The 13,848-nt window shown below is 60.8% G+C and carries 9 protein-coding genes, 1 tRNA gene and 2 pseudogenes; 7 read left to right on the top strand and 5 right to left on the bottom strand.

Annotation, left to right across the window (positions count from 1 at the left end):
- Window positions 1-538 precede the first annotated feature (538 nt).
- From B0G71_RS41075 to B0G71_RS33585, 7 genes and pseudogenes are all read left to right on the top strand, one after another.
- Entirely contained in the window at window positions 539-811 is a 273-nt protein-coding gene (locus B0G71_RS41075; RefSeq protein WP_147308734.1) for a hypothetical protein, read from the top strand.
- Between the two features lie 350 nt (window positions 812-1,161).
- Window positions 1,162-3,702 (top strand): DUF3772 domain-containing protein, encoded by a 2,541-nt coding sequence (locus tag B0G71_RS33615; protein WP_116147314.1) that lies wholly within the window; start codon window positions 1,162-1,164, stop codon window positions 3,700-3,702.
- A gap of 257 nt (window positions 3,703-3,959) precedes the next feature.
- Window positions 3,960-4,274 (top strand): hypothetical protein, encoded by a 315-nt coding sequence (locus B0G71_RS33610; RefSeq protein WP_116147312.1) that lies wholly within the window; start codon window positions 3,960-3,962, stop codon window positions 4,272-4,274.
- 508 nt (window positions 4,275-4,782) lie between these two features.
- Window positions 4,783-5,382: a YMGG-like glycine zipper-containing protein gene (locus B0G71_RS33600; RefSeq protein WP_116147308.1), complete on the top strand. Its 600-nt coding sequence runs from the start codon at window positions 4,783-4,785 to the stop codon at window positions 5,380-5,382.
- A gap of 187 nt (window positions 5,383-5,569) precedes the next feature.
- Window positions 5,570-6,493 carry a site-specific integrase gene (locus B0G71_RS33595; RefSeq protein WP_258875650.1) on the top strand — a complete coding sequence of 308 codons (924 nt, stop codon included), beginning with the start codon at window positions 5,570-5,572 and terminating at the stop codon, window positions 6,491-6,493.
- A gap of 8 nt (window positions 6,494-6,501) precedes the next feature.
- Window positions 6,502-7,707 carry an IS91 family transposase gene (locus tag B0G71_RS33590; protein WP_116144540.1) on the top strand — a complete coding sequence of 402 codons (1,206 nt, stop codon included), beginning with the start codon at window positions 6,502-6,504 and terminating at the stop codon, window positions 7,705-7,707.
- A 521-nt stretch (window positions 7,708-8,228) separates the two neighbouring features.
- Window positions 8,229-8,960 (top strand): annotated as a pseudogene (locus B0G71_RS33585) (type IV toxin-antitoxin system AbiEi family antitoxin domain-containing protein).
- A 62-nt stretch (window positions 8,961-9,022) separates the two neighbouring features.
- Here the strand turns inward: B0G71_RS33585 and B0G71_RS33580 are convergent.
- The 5 genes and pseudogenes from B0G71_RS33580 to selA form a co-directional block, all read right to left on the bottom strand.
- Window positions 9,023-9,316, bottom strand: a pseudogene (locus tag B0G71_RS33580) (IS256 family transposase); the annotation flags it as partial.
- 511 nt (window positions 9,317-9,827) lie between these two features.
- Window positions 9,828-10,046 carry a hypothetical protein gene (locus tag B0G71_RS33570; protein WP_116147306.1) on the bottom strand — a complete coding sequence of 73 codons (219 nt, stop codon included), beginning with the start codon at window positions 10,044-10,046 and terminating at the stop codon, window positions 9,828-9,830.
- Window positions 10,047-10,347: 301 nt separating this feature from the next.
- A tRNA-Sec gene (locus B0G71_RS33565) sits at window positions 10,348-10,443 on the bottom strand.
- Window positions 10,444-10,473: 30 nt separating this feature from the next.
- Window positions 10,474-12,387 (bottom strand): selenocysteine-specific translation elongation factor, encoded by a 1,914-nt coding sequence (selB, locus tag B0G71_RS33560; RefSeq protein WP_116147304.1) that lies wholly within the window; start codon window positions 12,385-12,387, stop codon window positions 10,474-10,476.
- Window positions 12,384-13,814: an L-seryl-tRNA(Sec) selenium transferase gene (gene selA, locus B0G71_RS33555; RefSeq protein ID WP_116147302.1), complete on the bottom strand. Its 1,431-nt coding sequence runs from the start codon at window positions 13,812-13,814 to the stop codon at window positions 12,384-12,386. Before selA ends, selB begins: the two co-directional genes overlap by 4 nt.
- Window positions 13,815-13,848 lie beyond the last annotated feature (34 nt).

Raw genomic sequence — 13,848 nt, 5'->3', positions numbered from 1 at the left:
TTCGTTGCTGCGCAGTTGCTTGTAAGTGGTTAGTAATTCGATAGACTTTCGCTCAACGAACTGGCAACCGGACACCGTACTGCGCCAGCACGTTATTTCAGAAATCCGCGTCCTTTTGTATCCGACGCTCTCGTGGAGATACCAACATGGCAAAGGCAAGGAAGTTGATCCCTGGTACTGTTCTCGCGTCTGTGCTATCCGCACCGGCTGTCTCATTCGCCTACAGCGCCAGCCCGCTAATGAGCCAACAGCTACGCGTTCCGGTTCTGCACGGGGGTGCAAGCTACCTGGACAGAACAACTGCCGCCGCAGGTTATCCGATGGACTTTGCATGTGCAAAGGCGCGGACACAGGCACAACAACAGGCGTTTGATCAATATGGCGGTATGAAAAGTTCGTCCGCAAAGCGTTCGTCAGTGCAACTCGCTTCCGGCGAGGGCGCAATATCGGATATTTGAAGCTAGCGGCGCCACGCGGCAGGTGGCCAGTTTCGCAGCCGCCCATGCCATCGTGATTCCCCAAAAACCAGGAAATGACAATGAAGCAACTCTATTTGGCAACGTTCGTTATCCTTAGCAGCTCATCAGTGTTCGCTCAAAGCGTAACGACGCAGCAGCTTTCGTCCCAGCAGCTTCCCTCACAACAGGTTTTGTCACAACAGCTTTCGTCGCAGCAACTGGCGCAGGCAACCTCTCAGGCCCAGAGCCAACCGTCGGCGCAACTGCCGACGCAGCTTTCGTCACCATTGCCGGCACAGCTGCCTCAACTGCCCACGCGCCCCTCATCACCGCTTCCGCCATTCCCGCAATAAAAGGGATAGAAGCTGCCTGCGGCCGCGAAGTTTTGCGCGAATTCGCACGGCACTCGCGGCCGCTATCTGTATCGGAGTTGTCATTTTTGCCGCGCTTCCTGCCGAGAACCGGCGCAGCGAACGGGCACGGCAACGCGGCGGCGACTCTATTCCCAGGCGTGGCGCCCACGAATAGCCGTCGCATTTCCGTCAACATTTTCACACTTCCATCATTTATGATATAGTCGTCACTTTCTACGTCGGACGGCGAACGTCTCTTCCGCTAAAGGCATCGGCATATCGATGGATGGCGCCTGCTGCGCCATCGGGCAGGCAATGACGTTTTTGGCGTCTCTTTCCCTGCCCGAGCCATGCAACAAGTACTTCTGGTCACGTTCCGCCTCATCGTCCTTGCATTGACTGGGCTTCTTCCGACCGTTGCATGCTCGGCTGTCACTTCGCCTACCGGCGCGGACGGTGGCTACTTTCTGCCCGTCGCTGGCGCCGGTTCCGACGCGGCGGAAGCACTCAACGCGCTTCAGGCAAGGGAAGACGCCATCAGGCAGCGCGCATCGACGGCAACCGGTGATGCCGAACTGATAGAACTAGGCTCGCTGAGCCGGCGCATCGCCGACGACGTCGACAGACTGCTCGCAGCCGCGCTGCAGCCTGAACTCGGCAAGACGCATGCGCAGCTCGATGTACTGGGAGCGGCGCCCGTTGCCGGCCCAAGTTCGGAGACACCCGCCGTCGCCCGGCAACGCGACGCCCTCACTGGGCAGCAAGCTCGGCTTGATGCCGAGGTCAGCCAGGCGGAAGGCATCAAAGGCAAACTGATCAATGTCGACGCACAGATTGCGCGATTGCTTCATGCACATCTGAAAGACCAACTCGCGCTTCGCACCGACAGCATTTTGAGCGCTGCGTTCTGGGCACCGATGGTTCACCCGGAAGCGGCTGACTACAAGAATCTGCGAGCGTTTGGCGAGCAGGTCGAAAAGCAGATGCAATTGATGTGGCAACCAGGTCGCCGCATCACGACCGCGCTTCTCCTGCTGATCGCGCTGGCCTGCGCAACAGTCGGTGCGCGCATTCTTGAACGAGCGGCAGGATCGGTTTGCCTTCGGCGTTTGCCCGAAGGACGGCTGCGGCGCAGTGCCTTCGCGATATCGACTGTGTTTGCGACGCTGGCAGCCACGATGGTCGCGATACACATTGTCAGCCTGGCCATTGTCAATCAACAAAGCTTGTCGCCCGCCCTTCAAACCTTCACGGACGAGCTTGTCAAACACATCGTCAATTGTGCGTTGGTCCTCGCGCTTGGCAGGGCGTTCCTGTGTACCGAGCATCCAACCTGGCGCGTCCCAGCTATCGCTGATCAGGTCGCGCACGCGCTTCGATCCTTTCCGCGGACGTTGGCAGCGCTCCTGCTGTTTTCAGGGGCGATAGAGCAGATCGATAGAGCCGTCGACACCAGCCTTCAACTCACGATTTTCACTCGCGGTCTCGTCGCGTTGATCGTCGCGTTGACCATCGGCGCTTCGTTGATTCATGCAAATCGCGTACGCACCGCACTCGCCGCAGCCGGAAATTCACCTGAAGGTCGTTCGACACTTGCGGGTCTGATTCATGCTGCCGTCTGCGTCGTCGTAGTGGGCGCCCTGGCTGCACTACTCTGCGGGTACATTTCCGTTGCGCGCTTCCTGACCTACGAACTCGTCTGGTTCGACATCGTCCTGTGCAGTCTCTATTTTCTCGTGATACTCACGCGTGATCTGGGCGAAAGCGTCTTTTCGCCGGCACATGCGAGCGGCAATACGATCAAGCATCTCTTTGGCCTCCAGAATACCCATCTCGCCCAAATTTCGACGCTGATTACCGGGGTTTGCCGAAGTGCGCTCATCGTCGCTGCAGTCATTGCGCTGCTCACAGGCGGCCTCGGAACAACGCCCGCCGATCTCATCGACAGCATTCTCGAGGTACTAGGCGGCGACCGGCTGAGTGCGCTCAATATCGTCCCCGCTCATATCGTCAGCGCCCTGCTCACATCCGTCGTCGGACTGTATCTGGTGCGGTCCGTGCGCAAATGGTTCGACAGGGAGTTGTTGCCGAAGACAGACATGAGTCCCGGCATGCGCGCGTCGCTGCTGACGCTGTTTGCAAACATTGGCTACGCACTCGTCGTGCTGCAGACTTTGTCTGTGCTGGGAGTCAGATGGCACAACCTTGCGTGGATAGTCAGTGCTTTGTCAGTGGGAATCGGTTTCGGTCTGCAGGAGATCGTGAAGAACTTTATCTCCGGACTCATCCTGCTCGCGGAACGGCCCGTGAAGGTGGGCGACATGATCAGTATCGCCGGCATTGAGGGGGACATACGGCGCATTAGCGTGCGTGCCACCCAGATCCAGCTTGCAGACAAGTCAACCGTGATCGTGCCGAACTCTCAACTCATATCCCAGAACGTGCGCAACGTTACGATGGGAAACACCACACAAGGTATCGCCTCCCTGGTGCTCACATTCGCGTTGGACGTCGATCCGGAGTGCGTTCGCGACATTCTTCTCGATGCCTTCAGTGATCACCTTTCGGTTCTGGAGCATCCGGCGCCGTCCGTCCTGTTCAGTCAGCTGACGCCCGACGGCATCACGCTCACGGTCACAGGACATGTCAGGAGTCCCAGGATCGCCGCCGACACCCGAAGCGAACTCCTGTTCGACATCCTGAAGCGGCTACGCGCCGCCAAGATCTCGTTGTCGAACCCACGAACGGTTTTGATCCATGCCCCGCACGGTTCGCTTCCCAATGCGCAAGGGGCCGCTTCGGGCGGAGCGCCCCGTAGCGTTTTTTCATTTGCCGGCGCAACCAGCGTATCGGAGAACACCCGGAATACCGTGGGCAGCGTCGAGGTGTAGCGCGGGTCTTGCGCGGATTTTCCTCGTCGCCGGGCAGCGCCAGTCTTTGGGCTACGGCGCTGCAATGACGGCTCACGCAGTAACGGGCGACGAACGTTGCGCACACGGAAACACTGTATTTGCGTAAGTATTTTGTAATACACGGATAAGAAGATTACGAACTTCGAGGCCATGGGCAGATAGATTCTCAAATTCGCCCGGGTCGCTTTCTGGATAACCCGCGCGCTGTTTCTGACGCCCGAGATTGGAAGTTCATCATGGCCAACGCGTTCATGCCCGTTCTCAATGTCGTGTCCATTCTCAATCTTCCCACAGACCAATTCAATAAGGAAAACGATCCTTTTGCGCGTGAACTGGCGCGCAAAGCCATCGTTCAACTGCAGCAAACGGGCCATGAACGCATCGATGGTGATGCACGCAATCCTGCAGACATTCACGTGACTTTGGCGAGCCTGGCAGCTCGACAGCAGGCGTTCAGCGGTACCAGCGCAGCGAAATTCGATTCATCGGTTTCCGGCGCAACGACCGCGTCGCGCCTGACGTCGTATCGTTCGATTTATCGGCAAAGCTGATTGGGCGCCAAAGCGCGCTATTGGCAAACCTTTCCCAATTTATCGCGTCTTGCCTTGATTGACTGGATTGCATCGGGACGTCAGGCAGCTCGTGGTCCTTCTCTTTCCTATGTGAGATCGCCAGCCGTTGTGCGCCGGATCTCAACCAAGCCTGTTTTATTGAATAGGAGAATTGATGTGCGACTGAAGATGGTTGTGCAGTTGCTGGCGACTATCGCCGCATGCGTGTGCGGTAGTGCGCAAGCTCATACGCGCGTCGGGGTCATGGTAGGGGTTCCGCCCCCGGTCATGATGGCACCCCCGCCAATGTTCTACGCTGAGCCACTCCCCGTCGTCGTCCAGTCGATCCAGCCAATTCCGACGACCGTTTATGTCGAAAATGCGCAGACAAGTCCGGCAGTGGGCAGCTGGTGGTATTGCCCGGCCACAAAAAAATATTACCCGTACGTCAAGAGTTGTTCGAGCGGTTGGGTAGAAGTGCCCGCGAGACCAACCGGGATGAAATGACATGCCTAATAGCGACCTGATTTTGAGCGCAAAACGGCGCCTATTCATAGTAGCCGCCGTGATTAGCCAAGCCGGCATCGTCACGCTCGCCGGTTGCGTTTCCACTGCAACGCCGATGAGCCCCACAGTGATGGCGCTGCCCGGCACTGGCAAATCGTTCGAACAATTCCGCAGCGATGACGCGATGTGCCAGCAATTCGCTTCCCGGCAAACAGGCGGCGCCAGCACTCAGTCGGCCGGGGCAAGCAGCGCGCTCGGCGGTACGGCCATCGGCACCGCGCTTGGGGCTGCCGCTGGTGCAGCGTTCAACGGCCGCCGTGGCGCAGCGGTAGGTGCAGGCATGGGCTTGCTCGGTGGCAGCTTGATCGGTGCCGGGATGGCACATAGTTCTACCAGCAGCCTCCAACTTCGCTATGACCAGGCGTACGTTCAATGCATGTACGCAAATGGCGAGCGTGTGCCAGTTCCGAGCGGCGCAGCCGCTGCATCGCAGACTCGCGACGAGGCACCGGCGCCTCGGCCGCCCTTCCAGACGCCACCTCCGCCGGCCTTCAACACGCCCCCGCCACCGGGTTACTTGCAAGTGTTCTGCTGCGGTTAGCGGGGTGGCACGTTTTCCGGGGACGAATTTGGGCAATCAACCCAGGGTGGTCAGATAAGGATAGTTGCACTAAACCGCTGACGCGGTAGGGGTGGAGAGCGAGTGCCTATAACTGACGTTCATCGGAGGTGGTAATCAGGCGCTGGATCATCAGCGAGGAGAAGCGGACGCTTCCCAGGAGCAATATATGAATGCCAAGCCGGGCTTCATCATTGTTTCCAGGAGGTGCTCCATGACGCCACTGCGTCAACGTATGTTACACGACATGCAGATCCGTAATCTCGCCGAGAATACTCAGCGATCCTATCTTCTTCAGGTTTCAAGCTTCGCCCGGCACTTCCGCCGTTCGCCCGAGTTACTGGGTCCCGAGGAGATACGGGCCTGGCTTATCTATCTTCGGGAAGAGCGCAAGCTAGCGCCCGCCAGTCTCCACCCAACGATTGGTGCACTGCGCTTCCTCTACCGCGTGACGCTCAAACGCGACTGGAGCGACGAGGACTTTCCATTGCCGAAGAAGCCGCTGAGACTCCCCGTCATCCTGAGCCTCGATGAGGTAACAACCTTTTTCGACGCTATTCCCAGCCTGAAGTACCGTGCCATTCTGATGACCGCATATGCCGCCGGTCTTCGAATTTCAGAAGTGGCGCACCTGAAGACCACCGATATTGACAGCCAGCGCATGGTCATCCGTGTGAACCAGGGGAAGAACCGTAGGGATCGTTTCGTGATGCTCTCACCACGGCTGCTCGAGATCCTGCGAACGTACTGGCTCAATGCTCACCCTCGCGACTGGCTTTTTCCCGGCGACATCCCCGGACACCCGATTACCACTGCCGCGATCTGGCAGGCATGCAACAGGGCACGGCAGCGCAGCGGCATCCAGAAGCCGATTACGCCGCATGTGCTGAGGCACGCGTTCGCCACTCATCTACTCGAAGCCGGTACTGATGTGCGCAAGATCCAACTGCTCATGGGTCATAGGTCCCTTGCCACCACTTCGCGGTACCTGACAGTGGCCACGAGCACCGTGTGCTCCACCACCAGCCCCTTCGACCTGCTTCCGCACCCCGCACCCATTCCGTCTGGGCCCGCTGTGCCAGAGGACGTCTGAACGCAGTCATGCGGCCGGCGATCGAAGTGGCGGACATCTTCCGCCGCTGCGGCCCTCAGTATCGGCAAACCCATGCCGAGGGGCTCAGTCGTGCCCAGCGTCGCGTGATGAGCGCCATCGAACTGTGTCGTACCGCCGCGCTCGGCGCCCATCTCGAGCAGTGCAATACGTGCTCACATCAGCGCATCACCTACAACTCGTGCCGGCATCGCGCCTGCCCGAAGTGCCAGTCGCTCGCTCGTGCGCAATGGCTCGAACGTCGGCGCGCGGAACTCCTTTCATCGGTCGAGTACTTCCATGTCGTCTTCACGCTTCCCGAATCCATCGCTGCGCTCGCCTTGCAGAACAAGAAGACGCTCTACGATCTGCTGTTTCGCGCCAGCGCCGAGACGCTGCGTACGATCGCCGCCGATCCGAAGCACCTGGGTGCCGAGATCGGCTTCATCACAATCCTGCATACGTGGGGGCAGAATCTGCTGCATCATCCCCATGTGCATTGCGTGGTGCCAGGCGGTGGCATCGCCCCGGACGGCGAGCGCTGGATCGCCTGCCGTCCGGGCTTCTTCCTGCCCGTGCGGGTGCTCTCACGGCTCTTTCGCCGATTGTTTCTCGGACAGCTGCGCCGCGCGTTTGACGCCGGCGCGCTGCGCTTCCATGGCCAGCTTGAGCCGTTGCGTGACCCGCGAGCGTTCGCCGCCTGGCTCGCGCCCGCTGCTCACGCGGATTGGGTCGTCTACGCGAAACCACCGTTTGGTGGCGCCGAACACGTGCTCGACTACCTGGGCCGCTACACCCATCGCGTCGCCATCTCCAATAACCGGCTGCTTGCCTTCGACGAGCGCACCGTGCAGTTCCGCTGGAAGGACTACCGGCACGAGGCCAGGCAAAGGACCATGACGCTCACGGCCCACGAGTTCATTCGCCGCTTCCTGCTGCATGTGCTGCCCGAGGGCTTCAGGCACATCCGCAGCTACGGGTGGATGGCCAACTGCCACCGGTCTGACAGGCTCGCTACCTGCCGGCAACTGCTCGGCGTCGAGGCTCCCGCCGCTGCGTCAGCCGAGCCCAGCGAAGACTACCGTGACCGCTACCAGCGACTGACCGGCAAGTCGCTGCGCGACTGCCCCGTGTGCGGCACGGGCCACATGCTCCGTATTGAAAGTATGCCCGGTAGCCTCCCACGAGCCCCGCCAGCTTCCGTCCATGCACACTAGTTGCCAATGCACCTGTTTTTGGACACGTTTGCCTATCCCGACGAGGCAAGCGCGGCTGCACTCGTACCTTCGATTCGTCGCAGCACCCGAATGGCACAAAACGTCAAAGCCTTTGCCCGCGGCTCACTACATTCGTGCGTCTCTCGCCACGCGGGCGTCACGCGACTGTGTCGAGCACAGGTGCGATAACCCACCACGGGCCTCGCAAATTACCGCAGCAGTCATTCAATGCCCATAGCGGTCACCGCCTGCGGAGCGGTTTAGCGCAAACGGTTTTTTAGTTACCGACCGCGGACTGATCTCAATGGGCCTGGTGATGCGCCTGTAGCCGCGATCGCTAACGAAAAAACGCTCTGCATTATCTGACCACCGGTGTCTGATTTCACATTATGCTGGGCATGATCAGCCTGACCAACAGCACGGCAAACGAACCTTCCACCTTCGCGTTGCATTAAAAAATTGCAGATAATCAAACAAACTGGGGAATATACTGCATCCAGATAACGCAACCATAAGAGTCGATGAGCAACAAAGCGGTCCAGCGGCTGATGCAGGAGAACCGGCGCGGCCATCCTATCGATTCCGACATGCTTCGGCGCATGGGAATCAGCGCTGCGCTCGCCGCGCACATGGTCAAATCCGGGTGGCTGCAACGCCTCTCGCAGGGCGTCTACCTTTTGACCGGGGACACACCGACACGTGACGGTTCGATCGCGTACCTGACCCGACGCATTGCCGGTCTTCACGTCGGAGGAAAGACAGCCCTTTCCTGGCAGGGCGTCCGTCACAACATCGCGTTTCGCGAAAAGGTTGTGCTATGGGGCCAGAATCCCTATCGCATTCCGTCCTAGGTCGACCAGCATCTGATCTATTCATTCCAGACCACATCCCTCTTCGACGACGACCTGCCCTACGACAAGGGCCTAAGGCCGCTTCCCGCTGGTGACCCAGAGGTCAAGGTGTCAGTGCCCGAGCGAGCAATCCTGGAACTCGCCAGCGACATTGGCAAAGGTCAGTCGCTTGACGAAACGAGCAATCTGATGGTGAGCCTGCGTAACCTGCGAGCCGACGTGCTCGACGAGCTTTTGAGCCACTGCCATCGGGTGAAGGTTGTCAGGCTCGTGCGCGACCTCGGACGTGAGGCCGACTTTGCATGGGCTCGGGGACTTCAAAAACATGTGGACCGTCTTGGCACCGGTAAAAGATGGTCGAATCAGACAAAGAATGGCCGGATAACACTCAAACCAGAATGAGACGGCCGCGGGACTTGAACGAGCGGTCGTCAAGAGTGGTGTGTACGGGTCGATCGGCATGATCAGGCGGCCAGTGCTCGAGGAACCGGTGTGCTTGCAATCACCGGGGTTCCGTCCTTGAAGGGGACGCCCTTCAGAAGTGCCTTGATCTTGTCCACGCCGCGGATCTTTCATGACTGCTTGGCCGCCTCGATCAACTTGAACGCCATGGCGAGGAAGGTCGCGCGCGACAGACAGTTACGCGTGCGGCTCGTGCGATGGCGCACCGTCGCGAACGTCGATTCAATCGGATTCGTGGTCCGCACGTGCTGCGAGTGTTCGGCCGGGAAGTCGTAGAACGCGGTAAGAGTTGCTCGAGCACCGTCTAGACCGACGGCGCCAAAGTGGACAAAGTAGGCCCCACCAAACGACCAGGTCCAGGTCGCCTGCGTTTTCGGGTCACGGTATCTGGCGGGCACAACGCCCCGGGCAGATGTAGCGCGCGTAGCCCGCGCCCGTCCGAAGATGTCCTGCACGGTAAATCCGTAATCGGCGACCTTGATCCTGATGTCTGCGAGCACCGCCTCAAACTCGGCCGCCCGCGCTGTCGCCGCCTGCTCCTCGAGCGCGGCGATCTGTGTCTTGAGCTCCCTGTATGTCGCCAAGATTCGCATCCCTCAGCGGACACCGTCACGGCGATCATAACGCCCTTCGATTCGGGACGACCGGTGACTGGCACCCCGTGGCAAGGCGCGACGAGACGCGACTCCGGCGGGTATCGAGGTAAACCGTGAATGCCTGTTGTCGCTCCGTAGGTGGCGACATGTTTGCAGCACGCCCCACGTGAAACGAGCGTGGATTTTCACAGTGAAAAGCGGTTCAGCACTCCTACCGCTGCGCCCACGCGAAGTTCTCGTCCTCGCCAAGAAACTTGAGGCCCCAGACGACATCCTCCGCACCCGGTGATCCAAGAATCCCTGAAGGGACGTTCAGCCGGATGTTGCACAGCATGCCGATGGGACTGGCATTGTCCTCATACAGCATTTCGGACTGCACCGAACCGGCCAGATACTCGAGGCTGGCGCGCTCGAGAACCGATACAGGCATTCGGGGATCACGCGCCGGCAATGAGTCTGTGACGTTGCGGTAAAGAATGGTTCATGCAATCCGCGCCTTGGTTTCACACAACGAAGATAGCGAAGGCTGAAGCCGGAGCAAGCCGCCTGATTTCTATGATCCCAATGGCCACCATCGCAGGGAACGACCGTATCGACTGCCAGTATGCAGGCGGCTACCGTCATGCGTAACAAAACGTAAATTGGGCAGGCGATTTTTAAACCAATTAACTTCCAGGCGGAAGTTTTATGGTTACCTCTACAGGAAGCGAAGAAACGCCTCAGGAACGTCCTGGCGGAAGGCAGCCGGAGTCGAACCGACCTGAGAGCGTCTGACGCCCTCAACTGGGTTTGAAGCCCAGCCGCGCCACCGGACGCGAATGCCTTCCTGCGGTGATCGAACTGCACGTTGCCGATGCTCAGAGCAGATCGAGCCAGCGAGTATCCGTGCGCAGCAGATGCAGCCCACGGTGGAAGCGAGTATATCCAACCCGGTCGAAGAACTCCAAAAGCTGGATCGCGCGTTTGCGGCCCAGTCCGGTGGCGTCGCGAAACGGTGCGGCCGCAACCGTGCCGGCATTCTTTTGCGCCTCGTCTGCCGCAATCGAAGCCAGTCCCCGAATCATCTCCGGGTGATAAAAGAGGTCGCGCACGACCTGAAACAGCTCGCCCCGCCGCGCGAGCTTGCGCATCAATTGCCGCACGCGCTCCTCCGGCACGCCGTTCGCATCGGCCAGATCGCGCACCCAGGGCGGGTCGAAACGCCCTGCTCTCACCGCCGGCAGCAGCATCGCCGCGAGTGCGCGATCCGCTTCGTCGAGCGTTACCGTATGGCCCGGCAGATGCAACCAGGGCCCGCGTCTGACGATCTCGCCACGCGTCGCCGCATCGTCGACAAGCGCGCGCCACAGCGCGTCGTCCACCAGCGGCGCCGCGATGCGCCGCAAGCGCGAGATGTCCGGGCCCAGGTCGTCCGGTGAGCGTTCGTGGTACTGCGCGAGCGTAGTCGTCAAGCGCGCATTGAGTGCTTGCCAGAGCGCATCGGCAATTAGCAATGCGTCCTCGCCTGGCAGTGCCACGACCCGCGTATCGGCCGGCAATGCGAGCGCGGCTGCCGGCATGCCCGTCAAACGTTCCAGCAGCGAGCGCGGCAAGCCATGCGGTGCTCTCGCGATGACGGCGTCGAGCGTGCCGGTGTCGAGCATGATCTGAAGCGCGTCGAGCCACGCCAGCCGCTCGGCCGAACGACGCTTGCGCGACGGCGCGAACGGATCGAGCACATGGCCGCCGCCAATCGTGCGATTGGCCTGCGCGTTGCGCACCACGAAGCGATCTCCCGGCAGCGCGCAAACCGGCCGCTCGAACACGAGTTGAACGCGGGCATGCTGACCGGCGCCGAGTGTTTCGCCGTCGAGCAACGCGACGTGCGCAACCTGATGCTGCGTGCCCAGATGCACATGCAGCGGCGCCCAGTGCTCCAACGCCTGCGGTGCATCGGCGAGCAGCGTCAGCATGACGTCGATTCGCTCCGACGCCTGCGAGAGCCGTGGATCGACGATCCAGTCGCCACGATCGATCGCGCTCTTCTCGATGCCCGCCAGGTTCAATGCACATCGCTCGCCAGCGCGTCCGCTCTGCGCCGGACGATTCTGCGCATGAATGCTGCGCACACGCACGGGTTGATTCTTCGGCGCGAGCAGCAGCGTATCGCCCACCGTCACGCGGCCCGACACCACAGTGCCGGTCACGATCGTGCCTTGGCCCGAGAGCGTGAAGACTCGATCGACCGCGAGACGGAACAGGCCGTCGTCGCGCTTCATTCGCCACGTCGCGGCCGCCGCGTGCAGATGCGCCTTCAACGCGGCGACGCCGGGATCGTCGGCCTGCACTGCGCAAGTATCGAACACGGGCGCGTCCTGCAGCACGCTGCCGCTCAGAAACGCCCGTACTTCGTCATGCACTTCGCGCAGACGCTGCGCGTCGACGCGGTCCACCTTGGTCAGCGCGACGGCGCCTTGCCGAATCCCGAGCAGTTCGACAATCGCCAGATGCTCGCGCGTTTGCGGCATCACGCCGTCGTCGGCGGCGATCACCAGCAGCGCGAAATCGATGCCGCTCGCACCCGCGGTCATCGTATGCACTAGCTTTTCGTGACCCGGCACATCGATCAATCCGAGCACGTCGCCGTTCTCCAGCGGCACGTACGCGTAGCCCAGTTCGATTGAAATGCCGCGCGCCTTTTCTTCCTTGAGCCGATCCGTATCGACGCCCGATAGCGCTTTCACCAGACTCGTCTTACCGTGGTCGATATGCCCCGCCGTACCGACGATCATGCGCGCACGCCTTTCAATTGCTCGACCAGTTGCGCTTCATCGGCGGCTTCGAGACAGCGCAGGTCGAGGCGCAACGCATCGTCCGCGATCCGGCCGATCACGGGCCGCACCATCTCCCGCAGCATCTTTTCGAGCGCGAGCAATTGACGGCCACCGCGCTTACCGTCCACCGTTTTGACGACCAGTCCGTAACTCGGCAGTACGTCGACCGGCAACGCGCCGCTGCCAATCTGGCTGAACATCGGCTCCGCCGTCACCGCATAACGTTCGCCGACTGCATGCTGCAACGCGGGCTGCACGCGCTCCGCGGCGAGCCGGATGTCACCGGCGGCACGGGTCAATAAGCGCAACGTGGTGAGCCGCTCCGTGAGCCTCTCCGGCGCACGATAAATCTGCAGAACAGGCTCCAACGCCGCGAGCGTCAGTTTGCCGACGCGCAACGCGCGTTTGAGCGGATGCTTCTTGATCTTCGCGATCAGATCGCGTCGCCCGACAATCAAACCGGCTTGCGGACCGCCGAGCAACTTGTCGCCGCTGAAGGTGACGATATCCGCACCGGCTTCGACGGTTTCGCGCACTGTCGTCTCGCGCGGCAAGCCCCATTGGCTCAGATCGACCAGCGTACCGCTGCCGAGATCCACGGCAACCGCGAGGCCGCGCGTGTGGGCGAGCGGCGCGATTTCATCCAGAGCGACCTCTTTGGTGAAGCCGCTGATTGCATAGTTGCTCGCGTGGACTTTCATCAGCAGCGCGGTTTGCGGGCCGATGGCTTCCTCGTAGTCCTTCAGATGGGTGCGGTTCGTCGTGCCGATTTCGCGTAGTTTCGCGCCCGCGCGGCTCATAATGTCGGGAATGCGAAACGCACCGCCGATTTCAACCAGCTCGCCGCGCGACACGATGACTTCTTTCTTCGACGCCAACGCCGACAGCGTGAGCAGCACCGCGGCCGCGTTGTTGTTGACCACGGTGGCCGCTTCGGCACCGGTCAATTCGCAGATGAGGTCATCGATCAAATCGTCGCGGTCGCCCCGCTTGCCGGTGCCAAGATCGAACTCGAGGTTGGCCGGTTGCGTGAGCGCTTTCATGACGGCCTGAACCGCCTCGTCGGGCAGCAATGCACGGCCGAGATTGGTATGCAGTACCGTGCCCGTCAGATTGAAGACGCTGCGCAAGCGCGACTCGTTGCGCCGGCGCAGTGCAGCTTCGACAGAACTCTTCAGTTGCGCGACGTCGAGCGCGCTCACGGACGCATCGCCCGACTGCGCGCCCGCGCGCCAGCGATCGAGCGACTCGCGCACCGCGCCCAACACCTGCGTGCGGCCGTATTCGACAATCAACGCCGCGAATTCGGCCGACGCCATCACCTTTTCCACCGACGGCACGCGCGCCATCAGCGCCCGCAATTCAGAGCCGCTTACATCGCTCACGAGCCAATCCCTTTTCTAGTCGCATTCATTCGCT

It is taken from the genome of Paraburkholderia sp. BL27I4N3, assembly GCF_003386115.1.
GTDB lineage: Bacteria > Pseudomonadota > Gammaproteobacteria > Burkholderiales > Burkholderiaceae > Paraburkholderia.
Note: the sequence above shows the minus strand (reverse complement) of the source record. Positions and strands in the feature narration are given on the sequence as shown.